The organism is Microbacterium pygmaeum (assembly GCF_900100885.1).
Taxonomy (GTDB): domain Bacteria; phylum Actinomycetota; class Actinomycetes; order Actinomycetales; family Microbacteriaceae; genus Microbacterium; species Microbacterium pygmaeum.
Genome location: NZ_LT629692.1, coordinates 3,207,953 through 3,232,095, shown reverse-complemented (window position 1 = coordinate 3,232,095; position 24,143 = coordinate 3,207,953). Strand labels below are relative to the sequence as shown.

General features: G+C 69.0%; 21 protein-coding genes. 11 read left to right on the top strand and 10 right to left on the bottom strand.

Going from position 1 to position 24,143, the window contains the following annotated elements; translation table 11 throughout:
* Positions 1–9 precede the first annotated feature (9 nt).
* Positions 10–1,227: a glycosyltransferase family 4 protein gene (locus BLT19_RS15545; protein ID WP_091492121.1), complete on the bottom strand. Its 1,218-nt coding sequence runs from the start codon at positions 1,225–1,227 to the stop codon at positions 10–12.
* Between BLT19_RS15545 and BLT19_RS15540 the strand changes: the two genes are divergently transcribed.
* From BLT19_RS15540 to BLT19_RS15525, 4 genes are read left to right on the top strand one after another with little or no spacing between them, the layout of a single operon-like run.
* On the top strand, positions 1,226–2,062 hold the full coding sequence (locus BLT19_RS15540; RefSeq protein WP_091492119.1) for a class I SAM-dependent methyltransferase: 837 nt from the start codon (positions 1,226–1,228) through the stop codon (positions 2,060–2,062). The two genes, BLT19_RS15545 and BLT19_RS15540, sit on opposite strands and share 2 nt — an antisense overlap.
* A 58-nt stretch (positions 2,063–2,120) precedes the next feature.
* Entirely contained in the window at positions 2,121–2,912 is a 792-nt protein-coding gene (locus tag BLT19_RS15535; RefSeq protein WP_091492117.1) for an ABC transporter permease, read from the top strand.
* Positions 2,912–3,661 (top strand): ABC transporter ATP-binding protein, encoded by a 750-nt coding sequence (locus BLT19_RS15530; protein ID WP_091492113.1) that lies wholly within the window; start codon positions 2,912–2,914, stop codon positions 3,659–3,661. Before BLT19_RS15535 ends, BLT19_RS15530 begins: the two co-directional genes overlap by 1 nt.
* Positions 3,658–4,560 carry a class I SAM-dependent methyltransferase gene (locus tag BLT19_RS15525; protein WP_231917686.1) on the top strand — a complete coding sequence of 301 codons (903 nt, stop codon included), beginning with the start codon at positions 3,658–3,660 and terminating at the stop codon, positions 4,558–4,560. Before BLT19_RS15530 ends, BLT19_RS15525 begins: the two co-directional genes overlap by 4 nt.
* A 12-nt stretch (positions 4,561–4,572) precedes the next feature.
* Here the strand turns inward: BLT19_RS15525 and BLT19_RS15520 are convergent, their stop codons facing one another.
* Genes BLT19_RS15520 through BLT19_RS15505 form a run of 4 tightly spaced genes read right to left on the bottom strand, consistent with a single transcriptional unit; the run spans position 4,573 to position 10,255 of the window.
* Positions 4,573–5,565 carry a glycosyltransferase gene (locus BLT19_RS15520; protein ID WP_091492110.1) on the bottom strand — a complete coding sequence of 331 codons (993 nt, stop codon included), beginning with the start codon at positions 5,563–5,565 and terminating at the stop codon, positions 4,573–4,575.
* Complete coding sequence (locus tag BLT19_RS15515; RefSeq protein ID WP_091492107.1) at positions 5,562–7,472, bottom strand: glycosyltransferase; 1,911 nt, start codon at positions 7,470–7,472, stop codon at positions 5,562–5,564. The genes BLT19_RS15520 and BLT19_RS15515 overlap by 4 nt, the downstream gene beginning before the upstream one ends.
* Positions 7,473–7,526: 54 nt before the next feature.
* Entirely contained in the window at positions 7,527–8,858 is a 1,332-nt protein-coding gene (locus tag BLT19_RS15510; RefSeq protein WP_231917685.1) for an O-antigen ligase family protein, read from the bottom strand.
* Positions 8,855–10,255 (bottom strand): O-antigen ligase family protein, encoded by a 1,401-nt coding sequence (locus BLT19_RS15505; RefSeq protein ID WP_091492104.1) that lies wholly within the window; start codon positions 10,253–10,255, stop codon positions 8,855–8,857. The genes BLT19_RS15510 and BLT19_RS15505 overlap by 4 nt, the downstream gene beginning before the upstream one ends.
* A 43-nt stretch (positions 10,256–10,298) precedes the next feature.
* Here BLT19_RS15505 and manA point away from each other — a divergent pair, with 43 nt between their 5' ends.
* The 4 genes from manA to BLT19_RS15485 all read left to right on the top strand — a co-directional run bounded on the left by manA (position 10,299) and on the right by BLT19_RS15485 (position 16,329).
* Positions 10,299–11,477 (top strand): mannose-6-phosphate isomerase, class I, encoded by a 1,179-nt coding sequence (manA, locus tag BLT19_RS15500; protein WP_091492102.1) that lies wholly within the window; start codon positions 10,299–10,301, stop codon positions 11,475–11,477.
* 184 nt (positions 11,478–11,661) lie between these two features.
* Positions 11,662–11,982 carry a WhiB family transcriptional regulator gene (locus BLT19_RS15495; protein WP_091492100.1) on the top strand — a complete coding sequence of 107 codons (321 nt, stop codon included), beginning with the start codon at positions 11,662–11,664 and terminating at the stop codon, positions 11,980–11,982.
* Between the two features lie 88 nt (positions 11,983–12,070).
* Positions 12,071–14,917: a glycosyltransferase gene (locus BLT19_RS15490; RefSeq protein ID WP_091492097.1), complete on the top strand. Its 2,847-nt coding sequence runs from the start codon at positions 12,071–12,073 to the stop codon at positions 14,915–14,917.
* On the top strand, positions 14,914–16,329 hold the full coding sequence (locus BLT19_RS15485; RefSeq protein ID WP_091492095.1) for a DUF5719 family protein: 1,416 nt from the start codon (positions 14,914–14,916) through the stop codon (positions 16,327–16,329). Before BLT19_RS15490 ends, BLT19_RS15485 begins: the two co-directional genes overlap by 4 nt.
* Positions 16,330–16,336: 7 nt before the next feature.
* Here BLT19_RS15485 and BLT19_RS15480 read toward each other — a convergent pair whose 3' ends face one another.
* Positions 16,337–16,774: a metallopeptidase family protein gene (locus BLT19_RS15480; RefSeq protein WP_172825647.1), complete on the bottom strand. Its 438-nt coding sequence runs from the start codon at positions 16,772–16,774 to the stop codon at positions 16,337–16,339.
* A gap of 90 nt (positions 16,775–16,864) precedes the next feature.
* Here BLT19_RS15480 and BLT19_RS15475 point away from each other — a divergent pair, with 90 nt between their 5' ends.
* Both BLT19_RS15475 and ahcY read left to right on the top strand, forming a co-directional pair.
* A complete protein-coding gene (locus tag BLT19_RS15475; protein WP_091494168.1) occupies positions 16,865–17,074 on the top strand; it encodes a DUF3499 family protein in 210 nt (69 codons plus the stop codon).
* Between the two features lie 37 nt (positions 17,075–17,111).
* The gene (gene ahcY, locus BLT19_RS15470) at positions 17,112–18,578 is read left to right on the top strand and encodes an adenosylhomocysteinase (RefSeq protein ID WP_091492089.1); all 1,467 of its coding nucleotides are present in this window, start codon (positions 17,112–17,114) and stop codon (positions 18,576–18,578) included.
* 24 nt (positions 18,579–18,602) lie between these two features.
* Here ahcY and BLT19_RS15465 read toward each other — a convergent pair whose 3' ends face one another.
* Entirely contained in the window at positions 18,603–19,472 is an 870-nt protein-coding gene (locus BLT19_RS15465) for an RDD family protein (RefSeq protein ID WP_091492087.1), read from the bottom strand.
* 16 nt (positions 19,473–19,488) lie between these two features.
* Between BLT19_RS15465 and BLT19_RS15460 the strand changes: the two genes are divergently transcribed.
* The gene (locus BLT19_RS15460; RefSeq protein ID WP_091492085.1) at positions 19,489–20,484 is read left to right on the top strand and encodes a stage II sporulation protein M; all 996 of its coding nucleotides are present in this window, start codon (positions 19,489–19,491) and stop codon (positions 20,482–20,484) included.
* A gap of 388 nt (positions 20,485–20,872) precedes the next feature.
* Here the strand turns inward: BLT19_RS15460 and BLT19_RS15455 are convergent, their stop codons facing one another.
* From BLT19_RS15455 to BLT19_RS15445, 3 genes are all read right to left on the bottom strand, one after another.
* The gene (locus BLT19_RS15455) at positions 20,873–21,685 is read right to left on the bottom strand and encodes an aquaporin (protein ID WP_091494165.1); all 813 of its coding nucleotides are present in this window, start codon (positions 21,683–21,685) and stop codon (positions 20,873–20,875) included.
* A gap of 134 nt (positions 21,686–21,819) precedes the next feature.
* The gene (locus BLT19_RS15450) at positions 21,820–23,142 is read right to left on the bottom strand and encodes a DUF58 domain-containing protein (protein ID WP_091492082.1); all 1,323 of its coding nucleotides are present in this window, start codon (positions 23,140–23,142) and stop codon (positions 21,820–21,822) included.
* 2 nt (positions 23,143–23,144) lie between these two features.
* Positions 23,145–24,143, bottom strand: a complete 999-nt coding sequence (locus tag BLT19_RS15445) for an AAA family ATPase (protein ID WP_091494161.1) — start codon at positions 24,141–24,143, stop codon at positions 23,145–23,147.

Below are 24,143 nucleotides of genomic sequence, written 5' to 3'. Positions count from 1 at the left end.
GTCGTGGAGTCAGGCCGACGAGCCGGCTCTGGTCGCGCCATCCAGCATCGGCAGGATGCCCTGCACAGTCTTCTCGATCGTCCGCGTGCGGACTGCTTCCTCGTACCACTCGCGAGTCCGGTGACGGAGTTCCTCACCGCCCTGCAGAACTGACATGATGGCGGCGCCGAGAGCGCCCGGCGCCGTGGAGGCAGCGACGAATCCGTTGACGCCCTCCGCGATCAGCTCGGTCGACGCATTATTCTCGTCGGAGACCAACACGACCGGTGTGCCCCAGGCTGCTGCTTCGACGACCACGAGACCGTAGCCCTCTCTGCGCGATGGATTCGCCAAGCACGCGGCTGTCGAGAACAGGTGGCGGAGTTCCTCCTCGTCCACGAATCCGGGCAGGCTCACCCAATCGCGATCCCCGACTGCCTCGAGGATCGTGTCAGTGTGCGATCCCCGGCCGAGGATGACAAGTTCCAGATCGGGAATGGTGCGTCGCACCTCTTCCACCGCAGCGGGGAGGAACTCGATCTGCTTGTCGGCGATGTGGCGCCCCGCGTACAACACGAACGGCGGCCGACTCGCGGCCGTTAAGGCTCCCGGGTTGCCGATTCCGTCGATGAGGCCGGGGCTGATGGCGAGAGGTCCACGGTAACCCTCCCCCCGAAGTCGGCGAGCTGTGAGCTGTGCGTGGCACGTTGCCGCGGGAGTGATCCATATCGCTGCACGCTGGAGCAACCACGCGATGAAACCTGTGATGCGGCCGGCGTACTCGATCCATTTCGGGCGGTCCCAGACTTCCAGGTAGTCGACGACCACGCGGGTTCCGGACCCGAGGAGCGCGGCTCTCGCCGCGAAGACATTCAGAACGGGGGTCGAACTCACGATGACCGATCCATAGCTACGGCGACTGCGCACCAACGTTCGGAACAGCCCCCACGTGTAATGGACGGCGGCCTGCCACCGCCGCACTCCAGCCTCATCGTAGAGACGGAGCGGAGCAGACACGGCCACGAGACGGATGTTCTGCGGCTCCGCCTCGCTGCTCGGCTGATCTGATGTCAGGTAATCGACGTCCCGACCTGTCCGGGCGAGCTCTTCAGCCAACCCGCGGTAGTACCGTTCGCCTCCGCCCTTTGATTGGGGGTAGACCAGATCGAATGCGACGGCCACCGTCTTGGACCGAGTTCGATGAGATGACTGCACGTGCGATCCCTCCTCCGGACACCAGCCCACCATGCTAGCCGACGATTTCGGCGCGTTTCTGCGCCGGCATCTTTCCGCGCGACGTGATGCGTCGTGCGCGGATCGGCTGAGGCTGGGGCATCATCGAAGCATGACGATCAGCAACGAGGCCGACGACGGTGTTGGCTCCTATGTCGCATGGAAGGGGTGGGGTGAGAAGTTCGGAACCCTGTCGCGCGGGGATGCGATCTATTTCCAGCGGGAGCTGCGTGAGGCGGTCCGCGGCCGCGCGGTCAGGCGTGTGCTCGAAGTCGGATACGGCAACGGTGTCTTCCTCGGATTCGCGAGGTCTCAGGGCTGGTCCGTGACCGGAACGGAGTTGCAGCCGGAGCTGATCGAGGTCGCCCTGGCGGCGGGTTTTGACGCACGCCCCGCGGGCGACCTGGATGCGCTCGCCGACGGTGAGTACGATCTGATCGTCGCTTTCGACGTCTTCGAGCACATTCCCCCTGACGTCAGCATCGAGTTCCTGCGCGGCTTGACACGGAAACTGCGCGACGGGGGACGCATCCTTCTTCGTTTTCCGAATGCCGATTCGTGGATCGGGAACCCGTTCCAGAACGGCGATGTGACGCATGTCAATGCGATCGGCGGATACAAGATGGGGCAATACGCCGTCGAATGTGGACTCGATGTCGTGCGCTTTCGTGCAGAGACGCGTCGCGGGTTCGAAACCTCCTTCGCTCACGGTGTCTACAAGTACACGGGCGGGGTCTTGGCCAAGGTCGTCGGAGGCGCCCTGAAGGCTCTCTACTTTCCGACGATGCCCGTGGTGATGTCGACATCCAACGTGGTTTGCGTGCTTCGGCGATCGGCTGATGCTGCGTGAATGGCCGCGAAGGAACGACGCGGAGTCCGTACGCGGGTCGCGCCATTAGGCTCGATCCGTGACAACAGCGGCCGTCGGCGCCCTCGGCTCGCCGCAGCGTTATGTGCACTCGCTCTGGCTGCTGTCGTCGCGTGATCTGCGCGTGCGCTACGCCACCAGCGCCCTAGGGTACCTGTGGTCGGTTCTCGACCCGTTGGTGATGAGCCTCATCTATTGGTTTGTATTCACGCAGGTTTTCCAGCGGACCGTCGGCCACGAGCCGTACATCGTCTTTCTGATCACGGCGTTGCTGCCGTGGGTGTGGTTCAATGCGGCAGTCTCGGACTTCACTCGAGCATTCAGCAAAGATGCGCGACTAATCAGATCGACGGCGATTCCACGATCCATCTGGGTGAATCGCATCGTTCTGAGCAAGGGGATCGAGTTCCTGTGTTCGATTCCGGTCCTGATCGGGTTCGCAATCGTCGCCGGTGCCCCGGTGGGTTGGGGGCTGCTGTGGTTTCCAGTTGCCGTGCTCCTTCAGACCGTTCTCCTCGTCGGTCTCGGACTGCTCGTGGCGCCGCTATGCGTGCTGTACACAGATCTGGAGCGGACTACCAAGCTCATCCTTCGAGTGCTCTTCTACGCCTCGCCGATCATCTACAGCGTGAGTGATCTACCAGGCGCATTCGAGCAGCTTGCCGCCTTCAATCCGCTGTCGGGGATATTCACCCTTTACCGCATCGGCTTCTTCCCCGAAGTGTGGGATACGCTCAGCGTGGTACTCGCTGCGGTGATGAGCTTCGCCTTCTTGGCCTTGGGGGCGTTCGTCTTCCGCCGTCTTGAGCGGCCCGTCCTGAAAGAGCTGTGATGGCTGACTTTGCGATCGCGGTCCGCGGCCTCGGAGTTCGGTTCCGCCGCAACCGACGGGGAAGGCGAAGCTTCAAGGACCTCTTCAGTGGATCCTCTCGGCGATCCCGTCCCGACGAATTCTGGGCATTGCGCGACGTATCCTTCGATGTTCGGCCCGGGGAGTCGATCGGCGTCGTGGGCCGCAACGGGCAGGGTAAATCGACGTTGCTCAAGCTTGTCGCCCGAGTCCTGCTCGCTGATGAGGGAGTTGTCGAAGTGCGCGGCGGCGTGGCTCCACTCATCGAGATCACCGGCGGCTTCGTCGGTGATCTGACGGTTCGAGAGAACGTCCGTCTCACCGCGGGTCTGCACGGCATGTCCAAGAGCGAGGTCGCTCGTCGATTCGACGGGATCATCGATTTCGCAGAACTGAATAGCTTCGTCGACACTCCGTACAAGCATCTCTCGAACGGGATGAAGGTGAGGCTGGCGTTCGCGGTCGTGTCCCAGCTGGAGGAGCCGATCCTTCTGGTCGATGAGGTCCTCGCGGTGGGCGACAAGGCGTTCCGGGACAAGTGCTACCGGAGAATCGATGAGTTGCTGGCTGCGGGACGGACGCTGTTCTTCGTGAGTCACAGCGAGAAGGACCTGCGCCGCTTCTGCACCCGGGGGTTGTATCTGGACGGAGGGCGCCTGGCGATGGACGGTTCGATCGGCGATGTGCTCGATCGATACAACGCGGACTACAACGCGGGTGACGGATCGTGACCGCGCCGTTCTGGCTCACCCCGGCGGCCTATCTCATCCCAGCTCATTTTCCGACATCTGCCTGGTGGACCCATGCACCGTTCGCATCATGGTTGGTCGACGCGCTCCGACCGATGGTCGTTGTCGAGTTGGGCACCCACTACGGGTACTCCGCGTTCGCCTTTGCTGAAGCCGGGAAGCGTCTGGACGTCCCGATGACGGTGTACGCGCTGGACACCTGGCGAGGCGACGATCACGCCGGCTTTTATGAAGACGACGTGTTCGACTACGTCCGGACGACGGCGCGGGAGGACTACGCAGATCGGGTTCAACTGTTCCGCGGCTACTTCAGCGAATCGCGGGCCCGATTCGCGAAGTCATCCGTAGACCTGCTGCACATCGATGGTCGACACGCGTACGAGGATGTCCTCGAGGATTTCACCGAATGGGTGGACACGGTGCGCGACGGCGGCATCGTCCTCTTCCACGACATAGCCGAGCGCGACAACGGCTTCGGAGTGTGGCGGTTGTGGGAGGAGGTGTCCGTTCCGGGGCGATCGTTCGCATTCGATCACGGTCATGGTCTCGGGGTGCTGAGCATCGGAAAGCCGCAGCCAGCCCTTCGTGCGCTCTTCGAGGCGGATGCGGCGACCGCAGCGGGCATCCGCGCCGATTTCGCGCATCTCGGCGACGTGTGCGCCAAGCAGGGCTGGCTTCTCTCTCTGCCGGTGGAACTCGAACAGGTCCGCGAGGTTGTTCGGGCGCAGGCGGAGAACGGTCAGCGCCAGCATGACCTGATTGAAGATCTGCATGCGCGACTCGGCCTTGAAACGGAGCATGTCGCGGCGCTTATGACGAGCACGAGTTGGCGCGTCACCGGCCCGCTGCGCACGCTCGGCAGGTTGTTGCGGCGCGGCTGACTGCACCTGGAGTCAGCCGCCGACACCCTCCAGCGCCGGCATCGGCCGCCACGAGGCATCGCGAGCGATCTTGCCGCCGTCGCGCAGCCCGCGCAACAGGTTGGAGGTCCCACGGACGGTCCGCTCCACGAAGAAGAGCCTGATCAGCTCTTTGCCGAATGTCAGTGCGGTGCCCGCGCCGAACAGGACCGGGTTGTACACATGCAGCGCCCGGTAGTAGTTCTTGATGTGCGCGCGGTTGCGCATGATGTAGTAGCGATACGCGTTGCTAGAGGCGTTCATGTGGCGGATGCCCATGTCCCATTGCTTGATCTCGCGGGTTCGTCGAAGCACGAACTCGTCGACGATGACCGAGGTCGTCTTGCGTGACGCCAACCAGCCGTACAACTGATCGTCCCAGTAGATGAAGAAGCGGGGATCGGGCAGCCCGATCTGACCGACGATGTCGCGGTGGATGAACATCCCCTCGAAGCACCCGGAGTTCATCGGCTTGAAACCCGATTCGTCGAAGCCTGCCGGCGCGAACGGGATAGGAATGGCAAGAGGTTCGGCGACGCGGTACTGCCAGTAGAACTCGCTGCCGTCGAAGTCGTAGCGGCGGCCTTGGATGCTCTTGAACCGTGGCGTCCAGTGACCCATCCGCTCCAGGCCATCGGGGATGATCTCGACGTCGTCGTCCATCAGCCAGATCCAGGTGGATCCGAGCTCATATGCGACCTTCATACCCTCGCTGAATCCGCCGGAGCCGCCGGTGTTCGTTTCGAGTCGACGATAGACGAGCTGGGTGCCCAGCTTCTCGCGGTACGACTCGACGAGTTCGGTGGTGTCGTCCGTCGAGGCGTTGTCGACGATCACCACGTGCCCGGGCTTGGGATCCATGAGCGCGATGCTCTCGAGCAGTCGGGTCAGGAGACCGGAGCGGTTGAACGTCACGATTGCGATCGTCGCGGTCGACGGATCGAATGTGCTGGGCCGGGCATCTGCGGGGCTCCGCGTAGGACTCATCGGTTCGCCTCGAAGGTCTTCTCCCACGCTTCCAACGACGTCAGGTCGGCGTGAGCACTTCGGTAGCGGCGCGCCAGCTTCGACCAGTCTCGGCGGAGTCGGCGGTGCAGGATCACGCTGTCCCGAAGCAGTCGACGGTATTTCGCCCGGTCTCGCGTATAGATGTTCTTCCCCGAGCCGTCGGCCGCGCTGACCAGAGCGGAGTCGAACAGGGGGACGCGCCACCAGTGCGCGTCGTTCTTCCCGAATTCGACTTCGGGTCGAGCGACGTTCTCCGCCTTCGGCGCGTGCAGCCAGTGCGCGATGAGCGTGGTGAAGGTGAACAACCGCAGGCGCAGGCCCGTCGGGCTGTCCAGTGCGTGGGGGGAGAGCCGCTTGAAGACCTGACGCCCATGCCGCGATCGCAACGGCACGCCGGTGTCCTTCTGGACCCGCGTCTCCGGGTAGTCCTTCGCCATCGCGCGCGCAGCAGGCATGGCCGTGGCCAAGTTCGCGCGCATGTGAGACGGCCCGGAGAGGATGTCCCGAAGCGCTTTGTGTCGCAGCGCCACCGGGTAGTACTGCATCATCATGAGGTGCTTCAGGTCGACCCTGCGGCTGTGTCGCAGCAGGGTGCCGCCGTCGGGGATCGACGAGTGCAGAAGAGCGGCCACGATGCGGTTGCGAGCGTGGAAGTACGCCTGCCAGTCGATCGAATCGTCTTTCCCCACCCAGGACACATGCCAGAGTGCGACCCCAGGCATCGAGACCGTGGGGAATCCCGCTTCCCGCGCGCGGATGCAGAATTCCGCATCGTCCCATTTGATGAAGGCGGGAAGTGCGAGACCGACTTCACGGATCACGTCGAGGGGGATGAGGCACATCCACCAGCCGTTGTAGTCAGCGTCCAGCCGCATGTGCAGCATGGGCGATTGGCGCAGATTCGCGACGCTGAAGTCGTGCGGCAGCTTCTCCTGATAGAGGGCGCGCCACATGAAAGGCGACTCGTCGATGACTTCCGCCCACGCGTGCAGCTTCGGTCGATCGAGGAGGTCGAACATGTGTGCTCCGACGATTGTGGGCACCGTGGCGTATCGTCCGAACACGATCGACCTGCGTACGGATTCCGGCTCCAGCCGTACGTCATCATCCAGCAGTTGCACGAAGTCGCTCTCCGGTCGTGCGAGGGATTCCGTCATGGCGCGGGCGAAACCCCCTGAGCCGCCGAAGTTCGGCTGGGTGATGATCTGGAGCGTGTCACCGAGGGACTCGGCGACCTGGTCGAACTCCGGCTGGGCGTCGACGCGCCGATCCCCCTGATCGATGAGGAAGATGCGATCGATCAGCTCCAGGACATCCGCCGAGTCGGCGAGGCTCATCAGAGTCCAGATGCAGTAGTCCGGCTTGTTGTAGGTGGTGATCCCGATCGAGGCCTTGCCGTCGCGGACGGGCTCCTGCTCGGTCGTCCACTCTGCGCCGTCGAACTGCGCCGTCTGCTCGTCGGCGACGATATCGAACCAGATGAACCCGCCGTCGCTGTACTGGTCGAGCGTGAGCGCGAACTGCGAGACGGCGCTGCCGTCGACCTCTCGCGTCTCGATCCGCTGGCGGACGCCGGAGCCGTTCGACCGATAAACGAGGATGGTCGCCGCGCCGGTGGTGCGCACTGTGAGCATCACCTCGCGGACACGAGTCCAGTGCTGCCAATAGGAGGCGGGGAAGGCGTTGAAGTAGGTTCCGAACGAGACCCGACGACCGGCGATGATGCGCGCTGTGTTGCGACCGAGGATGTTGCTCAGTTGTGCGCGATTGGACACACGCACCGGTTCGTCGTCGATGACCGACCAGGTCTCGGGATCCACGTACAGCGGAAGCAGATCGGGGTCGCGGTCGGTGGGGAAGACGACGTTCTGGAGGATATGGGGCACGAGGAGACTTCCGTAGACGGGCGGGCGCCGAGGCGTCGGGCCGAGAAGGAAAGTCTACCGTGGCCCGCCCGGCTCTTCCTGGGCGCGCGGCAGGTCGGGCTCGACATCGATCGCGTCGATCCGCTCTCGCCATGACCGGGAGTGGCCGGCGCGCACGGCGCACAGCACGAGCAGCATCCAGCCGAAGCCGAACAGCGAGAAGCTCTCGAACATCGAGTCGATGAGCAGGGTGACCAGGATCAGGGGGGTCCACGCGTAGATCACCGAGCGTCGCTCGCTGGCATCCACCCACGACCGCACGAGTGCGACGCCGGCCAGCCCCAGGAACAGCAGGAGGCCGATCCAGCCCAGCTGCAGCAGCACGTCGAAGTACGAGTTCAGGCCGGTCGCATGAGTCGTCTTCAGCGCGTAGTTGATCGCGCTGAAGGGGAACTCGCCGGTGTTCCACGGACCGAACCAGCCCCAGCCCTGCACGGGCCGGGAGCGCAGATACTCGGTCATCTCGTTCCACAGGTTCACGCGCATCGAGAAATCGGTGCCGGCACCGAGGAAGGCGATGATCGGATGCCGCGCGAGCGAGCCCACCAGGACGCCGACGACCACCACGCCGCCGAGCACGTACTGCAGCGCGGTGCGCCGCTCAGGGCGTGCATGCCGCACCAGCGCGAGGGCGCCGACCGCGGCGCCGACCCCGATCGCCAGGACGACGACGGTGGGGGAGTCGCTGAGGGCCGCAAGTCCTCCGGCGAGGATGACCGAGAATACCGACAGCCCCGGGCGCACCGACTGCGTCCGGTATTCGATGAGGAACGTGATCAACGCGATCACCGCGACGAAGCCCAGCATGTTGCGGGTGCCGAAGATGCCCTGGATCGGGCCGAACTGGGCGATGTTCGCCTGGATGCCCAGGAAGCGGAGCGGGGTGTCCAGGACGATGCCGGCGAGGACCTCGAGGCCGAGTGAGATCGACAGCAGCCATCGCAGCACGTCCGCCAGTGCCCGAACGGTCTGCAGCGTGTCGCGGATGTGGCCGAGGGTGACGGCGAGGAAGGCGAGCGCGGCGGTGGAGACCCAGCTCCACACCGAGCCGGACGGGTCGAGACTCCAGAAGGCGCTCGCCAGGGCCCACCCGACGAACAGCACCAGCGAGGTCGGCACGAGCCGGACCAGCGAGATCTCGCGCCGCCGGGCGACCAGGATCGCCAGGCCGATCAGGCACAGGCCGACGATGATCGAGACGTACGTGACCCGGCCGGTCATGCGCTCGATCGCGAACCCGGACAGCACCGCGCCGAGCACGGTCAAGCTGTACGCACGCGCCAGGGCGGCGGAGGAGAGCAGGATCATCGCGCGCGAGCGGTGCACACCGCCGGAGGCGTCGGTCACGGCCCCGGCGGCGGCGTCTCGCCGCGCTCGATGGCGATGCGCTGCTCGGCCGCGCCCTCGCCGACGTGCGGGGACTGCTTGATCTTGAACGCCAGGAGGACCACGAACAGCCAGCCCCACAGCAGCAGCGGGTTCGATTCGGCCAGCCCCTGGACGAGAAGGATCGCCCCGACGAGCGTCGGCAGCAGCGTCAGCGGAGAGTAGGGGCGGTCGTCGCGAAGATCCCAGCGCGGGCGGTCGACGGCGAAGAACCAGGACCGCCAGATGAACGCGAAGTACACGCCCGCCATCAGGATGACGCCGATGATCCCCAGCTGCAGATACACGTCGAACCACATGTTGTGCGCCTGCATGACGGTCTGGCCGTGGTCGATGATCCAGCCGTCGAAGGCCGGGTCGGTCGTGATCCAGGGCGTGGAGAAGCCCCAGCCCACGACCGGGTGCTCGGCGGCCCGCGCGAGGACCTGCTCCCAGATGGCCTCGCGGCCGGTGAGGTCGGCGCTGCGACCGAGCGCCGTGAAGATCGCGCCGCGGGCCAGCCACACGGCGAGCGCTCCGCCGATCCCGACGACGGCATAGGCGATGTAGTACCTGGTCCGGGCTCCGGGTCGTCGCGCGCGGCGCATCATCAGGACCGTGCCGAGTACCAGCAGGACCGCCACCGCCGCGACGTATGCCGTCGCCGACGCTGCGCGGTAGAACAGGTAGGCCGCCAGGACGATCCACGCCCCGAGCAGGAACCGGTTGGAGGAGCGTGCGACGAAGCGGATCGCGAAGACGACGATCGCCAGCAGCGCGATCGGGCCGAGCAGATTGGCGTTGCCGAGGATGCCCTGGATGCGGCCGCCGTCGAAGAGGTTGTCGCGCGACCAATAGACGATCGGGTCCATCTTCTCGGTCGGTCGGACGAAGCCCGGCAGGATCGGTCCCTGCACGAAGACGGAGACCCACAGTTCGAAGACGAGCGAGAGCCCGATGACCCACTTGAGGGCGGATGCGATCGTGCGCACGATCTCGCGCCAGCTGAGCACGCTGCCGATGAAGAGCGCCTGCACGGTCGTGATGACCAGGAGCAGCAGGGTGAGCGCCGTCGCCTCCCGCCAGGCCGACCACAGGAACGACGCGGCCGCCCAGGCGACGTAGGCGAAGGTGAACCAGGGGAGACGGCGCCACTGCACCGGCGGGCGAACCGCGAACCAGAGCCCCACCGACAGCACGCCGCCGGCGATCGTGATGACGGCTGTCACGGTGTTGCCGAAGGCGTTGATCCACGCGGTGCCCGACAGGGCCATGAACAGCACGAAGATGCACCAGCCGCGCAGGAGCAGATGGCCGGTCTTCTCGCGGACCGGTGCTGCCGGCGGAGCCGACGCCGGGTGCTTGGTGTGGACGGCCATCGTGAACTCAGAGTACCGGGCGCGCCCTGCCTAGACTGAGGCCATGCTGGTGGCCCTCTCCAATGTTCCGCGGGATTACGACTGGGGGTCAGCGACATTGCTGCCCGAACTCCAGGGCCGGGCCCCGTCGGGCGCGCCGGAGGCGGAGGTGTGGTTCGGCGATCACCCCGGCAGCCCCGCGATGACCTCGGACGGTCGTCCGCTGAACGTCTGGCTCGAGGATGAGGCGGCGGGCTTCGGCATCCCCCCTCGGCTGCCCTACCTGCTCAAGCTGCTCGCGGCCGGTTCATCGCTGTCGATCCAGTCGCACCCCTCGCGTGCCGAAGCGGCGGCCGGCTTCGCCCGCGAAGAAGCGGCAGGGATCGATCGGGATGCCGCGGACCGCACGTACCGCGACGAGAACCACAAACCCGAGCTCATCGTCGCGGTGAGCGACACCTTCACGGCGCTCGCCGGCCTCCGGGATCTCGCCGCGACCCGCCGCCTCCTCGGGACACTCGGTGCCGCCGGCGCCGCGGTCGCGGCTCGGCTTCCTCAGGAGGACGAGGACCCGGGGGCGCAGGGCGATGCGATGCGCGAGACGATCGCCTGGCTGCTGTCGGGGGACGCCGGGGCCGAGATCGACGCGATCGTGGCCGCGGGGGAGGCGGCGGAATCCGACGAGTTCGCGGCGGAGCTCGCGCTGCTGCGCACCTTGGGCAAGGCGTACCCCGACGACCCGGGAGTGGTCATCGCATTGCTGATGAACCTCATCGTCCTGACGCGCGGCGAGGGACTGTTCGTCCCGGCCGGCGTGCTGCACGCCTATCAGGCCGGGCTCGGCGTGGAGATCATGGCCGCCAGTGACAACGTGCTGCGCGGAGGGCTCACTCCCAAGCACATCAACGTCGGTGAGCTGGTCCGCCTGCTCGATCCCGCTCCGGGCCTGCCGCCCGTCCTGCGGCCGTCGCCGCAGGACGGTGCCGCCGCGTTCGAGGTGGATGTGCCGGACTTCGCGCTGACGCATGCGATCGTTCCGGCGGGGCGCCCCGTGAGCGTGGCCGTCGGCGGCCCGGCGATCGTCCTCGGGACCGCGGGCGCGGTCACCGTCCGTGGCGCCGAAACCGGGGAGTCGATCACGTTGGAGCCCGGCGAAGCAGTCTTCGTCACCCCGGACGAGCACGCAGTCCGCCTCGATGGCCACGGCGAGGCGTTCGTGGCGGAGCCCGGCGCCGAGGCGTGACCGCGTCAGCATCGCGTTCGTGACGTTGTCGTGATCGACCGCGACACGCCGACGGCGCGTCTAAACGTTCAAGCGCGGGGTGAGGCTTTACGATCTGCGACTTGACCTCGGCGAACTACACCGGTGTAATTACTCGTACACGCGAACCGGCGTGGGGGGTTGTTTCAAGGGGTGGGAGAACGAGATGACGGGTTACCGTTCCGGCGTTCCCGACAATTGGTTCGTCGATCCGGTTCAGCTGGGTGTGCCGGGGGTGCGTCGTCCGCTCGAAGGCGACGACGGCAACCCGCTCGGCTGGCAGACCGACGCGCTGTGCGCGCAGACCGATCCGGAAGCCTTCTTCCCGGAAAAGGGCGGCTCCACGCGCGACGCGAAGCGCATCTGCACCACGTGCGACGTGCGCGACCAGTGCCTGGAATACGCGCTGCAGAACGACGAGCGCTTCGGCATCTGGGGCGGCCTCAGCGAGCGCGAACGCCGCAAGCTGAAGCGACGCGCGGGCTGATCCGCCAGCGCGCCGGAATCTCGCGGGTTCCGCCGCCGACGGCGCGTACGCCCGGGTGCCGCGCGACCCGCGTTTAGGCTGAACGCCTATGCCCGCCAGAGTTCACGCCATCCTCGTGGTGCGCCCCGACGGGCGCACACCGGCGGCGCACCATCTGCGGCGCACGCTCGCCGCGCTGGCCGAGCAGTCCCAGCCGCTGGATGCCCTCACGATCGTCACGTGCGGCGAGGACTCCGGTGTGACCGAGGTCGCCCGCTCGTCCACGGCGGAATCCGTCATCGCCGCCCCGGCCGGCACCTCGTACGCGGCGGCGACCGCCATGGCGACCCTGCGCCTGACCGGCGATGCGGTGTGGCTCCTCGCGCAGGACACTGCGCCCGAACCCGAGGCTCTGGCCCGCCTGGTCGGCGCGCTGGAACTGGCGCCCTCGGTGGCGTTCGTCGCGCCGAAGCTCGTCCGCTGGGCCGACCGGACCGAGATCGTCTCGCTGGGGGTGAGCATGACCGGCTTCGGCCGCTCGGTGGGCCTGGCCGACGACGAGCTCGACCAGGGTCAGCACGACGCGCAGGAAGACGTACTGGGATCGGATGTGCGCGGCATCCTGGTCCGAGCGGATGCCTGGCGGACCCTGTCCGGAATCGACCGAGGCCTCTCGGGTGCCGACGAAGGACTCGACCTCGGCGTGCGCGCCCGCCTCGCCGGGTCGCGGGTGCTGCTCGCCCCGACCGCGCTGATCGCTGTGTCCGGCGACGGCGTCGCCGGGCTGCCCGCGCCGCTCACGCCCGCTCGGCGTCGTCGCCGCGGTTTCGCGTCCCGCCGCGCGCAGCTGCACCGCTGGCTGTCCTACGCCCCCGCCTTCGCCGTTCCCCTGCATTGGCTCTCGATCCTGCCGATCGCCGTCTGGCGGACCCTGCTGCAGATCGTCCGCAAGCAGCCCGGCCTGGTCGGGCCCGAGTGGGGCGCAGCCGCGGTCGGGCTGGTGAGCCTCGGCGCCGTGGCGCGCACGCGCCGTGGCATCCGCTCCTCCCGCTCCGCGCCGTGGTCGCTGATCTCCCCGCTGCGTGTGTCGGCGCGGGAGATGCGCGAACGGCTCGATGACGATGCGGATGCCACGGCGGCGCCGCGCCGCGGGGAGCTGAAGTTCTTCATCGGCGGCGGAGCCTGGCTCGTCCTGGGTGCCGCAGTCGTCTCGGTCGCCGCGTTCCCCGCGCTGACCGCCTGGTCGGTCCTCGGCGGCGGCGCCCTGCAGCCGCTCTCCACGAGCCTCGGGCAGCTGTGGTCCAACGCCCTGTACGGACTGCGCACGGTCGGACTCGAGAGCATCGGCCCGGCGGATCCGTTCTCGAGCCTGCTCGCCGTGATCGGCAGTCTCTCACCCGCCGAGCCGTCACGGGCGCTGGTCGTGCTGTGGCTCCTGGCACTTCCGCTGGCCGCACTGGGTGGGTGGTTCGCCGCCACCCGCGTGACCGATCGCCCCCTGCTGCGCATCGCCGGGGGAGTCGTGTGGGCTCTGGCCCCGACCCTGCTGGTCGCGCTCACCGCGGGGCGGCCGGCGGCCGTGATGCTCCACCTGCTGCTGCCCTGGCTGTTCTACGCCGGATCAGTGGCGCGCAGGTCGTGGGTGGCAGCGGGCGCGGCATCCCTGCTCCTGGTCGCAGTCCTGGCATGCGCGCCCTCGCTGGCTCCTGCGCTCGCGTTGATCTGGGTCGGCATGGTCGTGCTCGTCCTGTCGATGCGTGCGGGACGCGGGCTCTCCCACCTGATCTGGCTGATCATCCCGTCCGCCCTGTTGGCGGCGCCCCTGGTCTGGTACCAGGTGCGGGCCGGGAACGTGTGGGGGCTGCTCGCGGATCCGGGAGCGGTGTGGGCGGGACCGCAGGTGGCGGCGGATGCCGCGGGTCGTGCGCTGCTGGCAGCGGGCTTCCCGACCGCCGACCTCGCGGGCTGGGTGGGATTCGTCCCCGGCCTGCCGACATGGTGGGTGCCGCTCCTGGCCGCACCCGTCGCATTGCTCGCGCTGGTCGCCCCGCTGACGCAGCGATGGGCGTCCGGAATCGCGCTGCTGGTGATCGCCGCCCTCGGCATCGCCACCGCGTTCGGCGCCGTCGGGTTCGCGGTCGTCTTCACGCAGTCGCAGGCCGTGGCGATCTGGCCCGGGACGGGTTTGAGTCTGGCCTGGCTCGGTGCCCTCGGCGGAGCCCTCGCCGCCCTCGACGCGGGATTGGCGCCGCGGATGGCCGCGGTGCGGAGTCTCGCGACGGTCGTCGTGCTCCTCGCCGTCGTCGTGCTGTCCGTGCCGGCGCTCACCGCGACGGCACGCCACGCGGACGTGCTCACGAACGGTCCAGTGAGCACGCTGCCCGCGTACGTGGCCGCGGAGGGGAAGGATGATCCCGAGGTCGGGACGATCGTGCTCACGCCGCAGAACGAGGGCGGCGTGTCGGCGCGCGTCGTGTGGGGCGGCAGCGAAACATTGGACGGCCAGGCGACGATGCTGACCACGCGCATCACCGCGTCGGCGCAGGACGAGCAGGTGGCGATGCTCGCGGCGGACCTCGTCACCTCCGCCGCCGAGGACGTCGTCGCGGAACTGGCCGAGAACGGACTGAGCTTCGTCCTGCTCGCGCCGTCGGGCGAGCCGGAGACCGACAACGCCCGGGCCTTCCGGCTGGCGGCGGCCACCGCGCTGGATCAGCGCTCCGGGCTGGATGCGGTGGGGGAGACCGCCAAGGGCGAGCTGTGGCGCGTCACCCAGGAGGTCCAGGCTCGGCCGGCCGAGCCGAAGGCCGCGCACGACCTGGGCCGCGGGCTCGCGCTTGCCCAGCTCGTTGCCGTCGGGATCGCGCTGCTGCTGGCGGTTCCGACCGCAGCCTCGCGGCGTCAGGCCCGGCGCACCTCGCGCGTGGTCGGTCCGTACTGGCAGGAGGGCCGATGAGCGATCGCCGACTCTTCCGATGGGCCACGACCAGCGCGCGGCTGCTGGCCGGCACCCTCGTGCTGATCCTGTTCGTGGTCGGCGTCGTGACCGCGGTCTCGGTTCCGTGGCCGGGCGTGGTCCACGCGCCGGTTGCGATCGCCGCGACGCCGGCGCCCTCCGACAGCGTCGTCGTGTGCGACGGCGGACTGCTCGCAGTCGGTCGCGAACTCGATTCCACCGGTCGACTGGTGACGGCGGCCGCCCAGACCGTCACCGGCGGCGTGCCGGCCGGCCGCGCGGAGCCGATCTCGGAGACGCTCGGCACCGTCATCGTCGATGGGCTGTCGGCCCCGCAGGCGCTGATCGCGCAGCCGCAGGATCGAACGAGGACGGATGTCGCCGCATCGGGCTCCACGACGGTCGTCGCCGACGACCTCGGCGGCTTCGCGGCATCGGCCTGCCGTCCGCCTCTGATGGAGTCATGGCTGGTCGGCGGGTCGGCGGCGACAGGGGCGGCCGACCTCGTGGTGCTGGCCAACCCGGGTGACGTGCCGGCGACCGTGCAGCTCACGGTCTACGGATCGGGGGAACCGCAGGTTCCGGCCGGCGGCACCGATCTGGTCGTCCCCGCACGAGGGCAGATCATCGTGCCCCTGGCCGGGCTCATCCTCGGCGAGGAGAGCCCCGTGGTGCGTGTCACGGCCACCGGCGCACCGGTGCAGGCGTCGTTGCAGACGAGCATCACGCGCACCCTGGTGCCCGGCGGCGTTGACCAGGTCGGTGCCATCGCGATGCCCGGCTTCGAGCAGATCATCCCCGGGGTCGCGGTCACCGAGATCCCGGCCACGGCGGGGACCACGCAGACCACGACCGTGCTGCGGATGCTCGCACCCGCGTCGCCCGGCACGGCGACGGTCACAGTCACCCCGGTCGGTGCGAGCGCTCCGATCACCACGACGTCGGTGCCGCTGGCCGCGGGCGCCCCGACCGAGGTCGAACTGACCGGCCTGCCGACCGGCAGCTACACCGTCGCGGTGACCGCGGAGGCCGCGATCGTCGCAGCCGTGTGGCAGACGACCGGGTTCGCCGAAGGCGCGGACTTCGCCTGGTACACCTCGGCCCCGTCGGTGGACGTGCCGAGCCTGTTCGCCGCGCCGACCGGCCCCGCCCCGGTGCTCACCCTGGCCAATCCGACCGGAGAAGCGCTCGCCGTCACGGTGACCTCCACCGATGGGGCGACCTCCGAAGCGGTGACCGTCCCCGCGGGTACCAGCACCGCGGTCCGGCTGTCAGCCGGTGCGGTGTACTCGCTCGAGCCGGCCGGCCCGGGCATCCGCGCATCCCTCTCGCTCACCGGAGACGGCGCGCTCGCCGGCTTCCCGGTGTGGTCGGCCGACGCGGTCGCGGCCGAGATCACCGTCTATCCCTGAGGCGACTTCAGAACCGGAAGCGTTCGGGACCGAGGTCCCAGGGATCGCGCCCCAGGTACTCGGCGGCCGCTCGGAAGACGCAGCTCTCGATCATCATGCGCCGATGCAGTTCATCGTTGCGGTGCAGGTGACTCAGCCGTTCGATGGGCAGGCGGTACAGGATGATGCGCTTCTCAGCGGCCAGCGTCGTCCAGCGGGGGATGCCGTCCTCGTCGCTGGCTGCGGGCATGTCGCCGACCTCGAAGCTCACATCGCGAAGCTCCGGCCACGCCGAGCGAAGGAACTCGGCGGCGGTGCCCACCGCGAGATCGAACCGCTCGGCGCGGGTCTCCAGCGGCGGCAGCGGCGGGCGCACCACCGGGCTTCGGCCTTCCCGACCATGGCGGCCGTGCCGGGCAGGGCGGCGCGTGGGGGTCGAGGTCTGCCTGCTCTTGCGCCACGCCATGCGCTCATCCTAGGCGCGCGAGGGTCTGGTCGCGGGTGCTCGCGGCGCGGCATCCGCTCGGTGTCCGCTGCGGTGGATAGCGTGGCATCGATGCAAGACAGACTCTGCTCCAAAGTGGCATGCGCGCGTGAAGCGGTGTCGACCCTGACGTACGACTACGGCGACCAGATGGCGGCGATCGGCCCGCTCGGTGCCGCCGGTGATCGTCATGCGCACGATCTGTGCGCGATCCACACCGACCGCCTGTCGGTTCCGCGCGGGTGGGTCGTCGTCCGTCACGAGACGATCTCGCCGCGCTGAGCACGCGATCGGTGCCGATCGGTGAGAGAATCGCCTAATGAGCTCTGACGTCAGCGCACCCGCCCGCCTCGAGTATTCCGTCGCCGACCTGTCCCTCGCAGAAGCCGGTCGACACCAGATCCGCCTCGCCGAGAACGAGATGCCCGGCCTGATGTCGCTGCGCGAGGAGTTCGGCCCCACCCAGCCGCTGCGCGGCGCCCGCATCGCCGGCTCGCTGCACATGACCGTGCAGACCGCCGTCCTCATCGAGACGCTGGTCGCCCTCGGCGCACAGGTGCGCTGGGCCAGCTGCAACATCTTCTCCACCCAGGACGAGGCGGCCGCCGCGATCGCCGTCGGCCCGACCGGCACCGTCGAGAACCCTTCGGGCGTGCCCGTGTTCGCCTGGAAGGGCGAGACGCTCGAGGAGTACTGGGCGTGCGCCGATCGCATCTTCGACTGGTCGGCCGAAGGCTTCGACGGTCCGAACCTGATCCTGGACGACGGCGGCGATGCGACACTGCTGGTGCACAAGGGCGTCGAATTCGAGCTCGCGGGCGCCGTGCCCGACGCCTCGGAGAGCGACTCCGCGGAGTACCGCGTCATCCTCGACCTCCTCCGCGGAAGCCTCGCCCGCGACCCGCAGCGGTTCACGCGCATGGCCGCGGAGCTGATCGGCGTGACCGAGGAGACCACGACGGGCGTCCACCGCCTGTACGAACTCGCAGCCGCCGGCAAGCTGCTCTTCCCCGGCATCAACGTCAACGACTCGGTCACCAAGTCGAAGTTCGACAACACCTACGGCATCCGTCACTCGCTCCCCGACGGCCTGAACCGCGCCACCGACGTGCTGATCGGCGGCAAGGTCGCCTTCGTCGTCGGCTACGGCGATGTCGGCAAGGGGTCGGCCGAGGCGCTGCGGGGCCAGGGCGCGCGTGTCATCGTGAGCGAGATCGATCCGATCAACGCGCTCCAGGCGGCCATGGACGGCTTCCAGGTGACCACCCTGGAGTCCGTGCTCGACCAGGTCGACATCCTGATCACCGGCACCGGCAACACCCGGGTCGTGACCCTCGATCACCTGATGGGCCTGAAGCACCTGGCGATCGTGGGCAACGTCGGCCACTTCGACGACGAGATCGACATGGCCGCGCTCGAGTCGCTGCCGGGCGCCGAGCGCGTGGAGATCAAGCCGCAGGTGCACGAATGGCGCCTGCCGAACGGCCGCAGCATCCTGGTCCTCAGTGAAGGCCGCTTGATGAACCTCGGCAACGCGACCGGACACCCGTCGTTCGTGATGAGCGCCTCCTTCACCAACCAGGTGCTCGCGCAGATCGAGCTGTTCACGAAGCGCGACCAATACCCGACCGGCGTGTACGTGCTGCCCAAGGCGCTCGACGAGAAGGTCGCCCGCCTGCACCTGGACGCGCTCGGCGTGAAGCTGACCGTGCTCTCCGACGAGCAGGCCGCCTACCTCGGCGTGCCGGTCGAGGGTCCGTACAAGCTCGACCACTACCGCTACTGATCGGCCGTCGGTCCGCCGACCCGCTCAGCGGGTCGGGAGACCGTGCCGGCCGGCGGTGGTGTCCGTGAGTGCGCGGACGCGCTGATCCTCCTGTTGCAGCGCGCGCAGCTCGCGGTCCCGGCGCACTGCGACGACACCGAGCAGGAACAGTTCCGGATCGACCCGGGGGACCGGGAAGACGTGAGCTGAGGCTTCGCCGGCGAGGGATGCCGCGACCCGCGCCCTCGCGGCCGGCTGCATGCCCGCCGCGGTCTGCGTGAACTGCGCCAGCCGGCGCGACAGCCGGTCGGGCAGCCGCGCGACGTCGGCGACGGCGGCCCATTCTGCCAGCGGAGGGGGAACGCCCGGACTCAGCGGTGGCAGGGCAGGTGTGCGGGTGCGTTCCGAGTAGGTGCCGGCCATCAGGTCGCCCAGCCGCTGCGATCGCGGAGTGAAGGCCCCGACCAGAGCGGCGACGGCGCCGACGGTGAACCAGATCTCGAAGACGCCGACGAGCGCGCGGATGAAGGCCTGGCGGAATCCGGATGCCCCGCCGTCGGCGCGCACGATCCGGCCCCCGACCGCCAGCTTGCCGAGACTGCGGCCGTGCGTGAGGGTCTCCACAGCGGTGGGCAGGACCACCATCACCGTCACCAGGACGACGATCGTCAGGATCGGCAGGGTCAGGACATCGAGGAGGCTCTGACCGATCAGCCACGAGGCGACCAGCGCGAACAGGAAGAACACGGCGATGCCCACGAGCACGTCGATGAACACGCCGAGGGCGCGCAGGAAGAAGCCGATCGGCTGCACGTCGAGCGCGACCGCCTCGCCGGTCAGCACCTCGTCCTGATGGATCTCGACCAGCCGCGGCTGTGCACCGGGGCCGGCGGCGGGGTTGCCGGAAAGGACCATGGGTACAGTTAATCAAATGGACCTCGATGCCCTGGCCGCCGCTCGGCGCCAGGAGTGGGCGCGGCTGGACGAGCTGAGCCGCACGCGGCGCCCGAACGGCGAACAGGTCGACGAACTGGTGACGCGCTACCGCGCGGCATCCGCGGACCTCGCCGAGATCAAGACGTCGGCCGGGCGCACCACGCAGGGCGATCACGTGTCGACGATCCTCGCTCGCGCGCGGCTCAAGCTCACCGGTGCTCCGGAGAACGTCGCCCGGCTCATCCCGCGCTTCTTCGCCTTGCAGCTGCCCGCCGCCTTGTACCGCGTCCGGTGGACCACCCTCGTGATCGCCGTCGTCTTCATCGCGATCGTGGCGGTGGTGGGGTTCTGGGTGTCCGGCGACCCGGCGCTGGTCGCCTCGCTCGGTGATCAGGCGCAGCTGGAGTCGTACGCGCAGGACGAGTTCACCGACTACTACAGCGAGAACCCGGCCGCCGTCTTCGCCGGAACGGTGTGGACCAACAATGCGTGGATCGCCGCGCAATGCGTGCTGTTCGGCATCACCGGCATCTGGCCGGTGATGGTGCTCGTCCAGAACGCCGTGGGCCTGGGCACCGCTGCTGCGGTCATGCTGGCCTTCGGGCGCGGTGACGTCTTCGTGCTCTACATCCTTCCGCACGGCCTCCTGGAGATGACGAGCATCTTCGTGGCGGGGGCTGCCGGGCTGCACATCTTCTGGGCGTGGGTGGCTCCGGGAGCGCGGTCGCGCGGCGAGGCGCTCGCCTCGGCGGGCCGCAGTCTCGCCACGGTCGCTGTCGGCCTCATCCTCGCGCTCGCGCTCTCCGGCGTGATCGAGGGCTTCGTGACCGCGCAACCCTGGCCGTGGCCGGTCAAGATCGGCATCGGTGCCGCCGCGCTCGCGGCCTTCCTCGTCTACATGATCGTGGTCGGCGGGCGCGCGTACCGTCGCGGCGAGACCGGCGACCTCACCGAGTACGAGGCCGGGACGCCCACCCTCGTGGCCGGCTGAGTCGCGGCATCCGGTCGCTGTCCCCGCTCCGCGTTCCCGTCCCCGCGCTCGGCGTCAAGCCGGGGCATCTCGTCGAGACCGGGGTTCGCGAACCCCGGTCTCGACGGGACTCCCCGGTCTCGGCGAGCCTCCCCGATCTCGGCGAGCCTCCCCGATCTCGGCGAGACTCCGCGGTCTCGGCGGGACTCCGCGGTCTCGGCGGGACTCCGCGGTCTCGGCGGGACTCCGCGGTCTCGGCGGGACTCCGCGGTCTCGGCGGGCCTCCGCGGTCTCGACGAGGTCCGGTGGTCCGGTGAATCCGCGAGCCGCGCATCGGCGCCTCAGCGAGGCCGGGACACAAGGAAGGGGCCGGCCGCCGCGGCGACCGACCCCTCCCGCAACGCGTGCGCTACCGCTTCTTGGCCGTTCCGTCGAACAGCGCACGGTACGAGAAGCCGGCGATCAATCCACCGACGATCGGGAACACCAGGAACACCCACAGCTGGCTGAGGGCGAGTCCGCCGCCGTAGACCGCCGTGGCGATCGAGCGCGCCGGGTTCACCGAGGCGTTGTCGATCGGGATGATCGCGAGGTGGATCAGCACCAGCGTCAGACCGATCGCCAGTCCGGCGAAGTTCGAGCCTCGGGTCGCGTGGGTGACGCCCAGGATCACGAGCACGAACAGCGCCGTGAACAGTACCTCGACGATGATCGCCGCGCCGAGACCGAAGCCGCCGGGCGAAGCCTCGCCGAAGCCGTTGCTGGCGAAGCCGCCGTCCTGCGCGTCGCCGAGCCACCCGTCCGGACCGAACAGGCCGATCAGCACGATGAGGGTCGTGGCGATCAGGCCGCCGACGATCTGGGCGATGATGTACGGCAGCACGCCCTTCCAGGGGAAGCGTCCGGCTGCGGCCAGGCCCAGGGTCACGGCCGGGTTGAAGTGGCCGCCCGAGATCGGACCGAACGCGTACGCGCCGGCGATGACGGTGATGCCGACGGCCAGCGAGACGCCGACGAAGCCCACGCCGAGCGAGGTTCCGTTGTCGCTCGTGCCGAAGTTGGCGGCGAACAGGGCGGTGCTGATGACGCCGAGGACCAGCAGCAGCGTGCCGAAGGCCTCGGCGACGAGGGTGGCCGCGGTCGACGGACCGTCCGGCTCCTGCGGCGGGGTGTGGTCGAGGTCGGTCGGCTCGACGGGCTTGTCAGGACGCGGGTCGCTCATGACCGAGTCTCCTTCGCGGTTGGGGGCGGCGGGATGGCCGTCGTCGCCGAGCATAGGGCATGTACAGACAGTTCCCAGGTAAGGGATGCGGCCCGCCGACACGCCGGGTAATCCGCCGTTCTGCGACGCAGAACTCAGAGGCGCCCGGCGGCCTTCAGCGCGAGGTAGCGATCCGCGATGCGGGGCGGCAGCTGTTCGGCGGAGTCCGCGAGCGCCTCCGCGCCGGCACGACTGATGGCGGCGGCGACCTGGGCGGCATCGAGGGCATCCCGCTCCAGAGCGGCTTCGCGGTACACCTCGGCGGCCGTCGGGCGTTGCCCGTTTCCGATGCGGTCGGCAGGGTCGGCAGTCTCGGCGTCGGTGACGGTGCCCACCAGCACGTGAGCCCGGTGGGTGAGCGCCGGCAGCGAGCCGAGGAAGCCGCGCGCCGCCTCGGTCGCATCCTGCGCGGTCAGCAGCACCACCAGCGACGGGCGCGATGTGAGTCGGCGGACCTCGGCGAACGCGGCGTCCCAGTCGGTGTCGATGAGCTGCGGCTGCACCGGAGCCATCGCGTCCACGAGCGCGGGAAGCAGCGCGGGCCCGTCGATCCGGGTCACCCGCGCACGGGTCACCCGGTCGAACATCAGCAGGTGCGTGTGGTCGCCGGCACGCGTGGCCAGCGCGGCCAGCAGCAGCGCCGCCTCCATCGCCGCGTCCAGCCGAACGCCGTCGCCGACGCGCGCCGCGGCGGTGCGTCCGGTGTCGATGACGATCACGACGTGCCGGTCGCGTTCCGGTCGCCAGGTGCGCAGCATCGTCGTATTCGCCCGGGCGGTCGCCCGCCAGTCGATCGATCGCACGTCGTCGCCCCGCACGTACTCCCTGAGGCTGTCGAACTCGGTGCCCTGTCCGCGCATCTGCACGCTGGTGTTGCCGTCCAATTCGCGCAGTCGCGCCAGGCGCGAGGGCAGGTGACGGCGGGCGGCGAACGGAGGCAGCACGCGGACCGCGCCGGATGCCTCGACGCGACGCTGCCGGCCCGCGAGACCGATCGGGCCGGCCGAGCGAACGACGACGAACTCGGAGCGCAGCTCGCCGCGGCGACGGGGAAGGAGCGAGGTCACGAGCGTGCGAGCTTCGCCCGCGGGGATGTCGATCGCCGGGCGCGCCGCCGGTGCACCGGCGGTCGGCTGCCATGCGTCGCGCACGAAGCCGCGGATCCGCCGGTCGGATGCGTTTCGCAGCGTCAGCGACCCCTGCACCGGCTCGCCCAGCCGGCTGCGCGCCGGCAGCAGCCGGCGGACGGCGATGCCCCGCGGGTCCGGCGCGAGCGCGGCATCGGCGAGCGCGGCGATCAGGCACAGCACGATCCAGCCCCCGGCGATCAGCCACGCGTCGATGCCCGCGATGGCGAGCAGGACCACGGGCAGCGCGCCGACGGCGACGAGCAGCGGGAGCCGGCCGGTGACGTACACGACTAGATGGGTACGCGGGTCTGCTGCAGCACCGAACCGAGGACCGCATCCACCGAGACGCCCTCCAGCTCCGCGTCGGGCCGCAGCCGGATGCGGTGGCGCCATGTCGGGATGAGCATCGTCTGCACGTGGTCCGGGGTGATCGCCGGCGATCCGCCGAGCCACGCCCACGCCTTGGCTGCGGCCAGGAGGGCGGTGCTCGCGCGCGGACTCACACCCAGCTGCACCGAGGGACTCCGCCGGGTCGCCTGCGCGAGATCCACGACGTAGCCCAGCACATCGTCGGCGACGGTGACGGATGCCGCGGCGCGTTGCGCCGCGCGGATCTCTTCCGCGCTGGCCGCTCGCTGCACGCCGGCGGCGGCGAGGTCACGGGGGTCGAAGCCGTTCGCGTGACGGCGCAGGACCGCCAGTTCCGCATCACGGGGCGGAATGTCCACGATCAGCTTGAGGAGGAAGCGGTCCAGCTGTGCCTCCGGGAGCGTGTACGTGCCCTCGTGCTCGATCGGATTCTGCGTCGCGGCCACGAGGAACGGATCGGGCAACGGGCGCGTGACGCCGTCGGTGGAGACCTGCCGCTCCTCCATCGCCTCCAGCAGTGCCGATTGCGTCTTGGGCGGCGTGCGATTGATCTCGTCGGCGAGGACGACGTTGGTGAAGACCGGTCCCTCCCGGAACTCGAACTCGCCGGTGCGCGCGTCGTACACGAGCGAGCCGGAGACGTCGCCGGGCATGAGGTCGGGCGTGAACTGGATGCGCTTGGTGTCCAGGCCCAGAGCGGTGCTGAAGGTGCGGACCAGGAGCGTCTTGGCGACGCCCGGCACGCCCTCCAGCAGCACGTGGCCGCCGGCCAGGAGCGCGATCAGCAGGCCGGTGACGGTGCCGTCCTGACCGACGACGGCTTTGCCGACCTCGATGCGGACGCGGTTCATGGCCTCGCGCAGCGCGGCGTCGGTCGAGCCTTCGGGGCCGGGGCCGGGGGAGCGGCCGGGGTCGGGCAT

Excerpts from the sequence above, each read along its gene's own strand:
- BLT19_RS15540 (WP_091492119.1), top strand. The coding sequence starts at position 1,226 with ATGCTAGCCGACGATTTCGGCGCGTTTCTGCGCCGGCATCTTTCCGCG.
- BLT19_RS15490 (WP_091492097.1), top strand. The coding sequence starts at position 12,071 with ATGCCCGCCAGAGTTCACGCCATCCTCGTGGTGCGCCCCGACGGGCGC.
- manA (WP_091492102.1), top strand. The coding sequence starts at position 10,299 with ATGCTGGTGGCCCTCTCCAATGTTCCGCGGGATTACGACTGGGGGTCA.
- BLT19_RS15485 (WP_091492095.1), top strand. The coding sequence starts at position 14,914 with ATGAGCGATCGCCGACTCTTCCGATGGGCCACGACCAGCGCGCGGCTG.
- BLT19_RS15445 (WP_091494161.1), bottom strand. The coding sequence starts at position 24,143 with ATGCCCGACCCCGGCCGCTCCCCCGGCCCCGGCCCCGAAGGCTCGACC.
- BLT19_RS15475 (WP_091494168.1), top strand. The coding sequence starts at position 16,865 with ATGCAAGACAGACTCTGCTCCAAAGTGGCATGCGCGCGTGAAGCGGTG.
- BLT19_RS15480 (WP_172825647.1), bottom strand. The coding sequence starts at position 16,774 with ATGGCGTGGCGCAAGAGCAGGCAGACCTCGACCCCCACGCGCCGCCCT.
- BLT19_RS15455 (WP_091494165.1), bottom strand. The coding sequence starts at position 21,685 with ATGAGCGACCCGCGTCCTGACAAGCCCGTCGAGCCGACCGACCTCGAC.
- BLT19_RS15505 (WP_091492104.1), bottom strand. The coding sequence starts at position 10,255 with ATGGCCGTCCACACCAAGCACCCGGCGTCGGCTCCGCCGGCAGCACCG.
- BLT19_RS15545 (WP_091492121.1), bottom strand. The coding sequence starts at position 1,227 with ATGGTGGGCTGGTGTCCGGAGGAGGGATCGCACGTGCAGTCATCTCAT.
- BLT19_RS15465 (WP_091492087.1), bottom strand. The coding sequence starts at position 19,472 with ATGGTCCTTTCCGGCAACCCCGCCGCCGGCCCCGGTGCACAGCCGCGG.
- BLT19_RS15460 (WP_091492085.1), top strand. The coding sequence starts at position 19,489 with ATGGACCTCGATGCCCTGGCCGCCGCTCGGCGCCAGGAGTGGGCGCGG.
- BLT19_RS15495 (WP_091492100.1), top strand. The coding sequence starts at position 11,662 with ATGACGGGTTACCGTTCCGGCGTTCCCGACAATTGGTTCGTCGATCCG.
- ahcY (WP_091492089.1), top strand. The coding sequence starts at position 17,112 with ATGAGCTCTGACGTCAGCGCACCCGCCCGCCTCGAGTATTCCGTCGCC.
- BLT19_RS15530 (WP_091492113.1), top strand. The coding sequence starts at position 2,912 with ATGGCTGACTTTGCGATCGCGGTCCGCGGCCTCGGAGTTCGGTTCCGC.
- BLT19_RS15520 (WP_091492110.1), bottom strand. The coding sequence starts at position 5,565 with ATGAGTCCTACGCGGAGCCCCGCAGATGCCCGGCCCAGCACATTCGAT.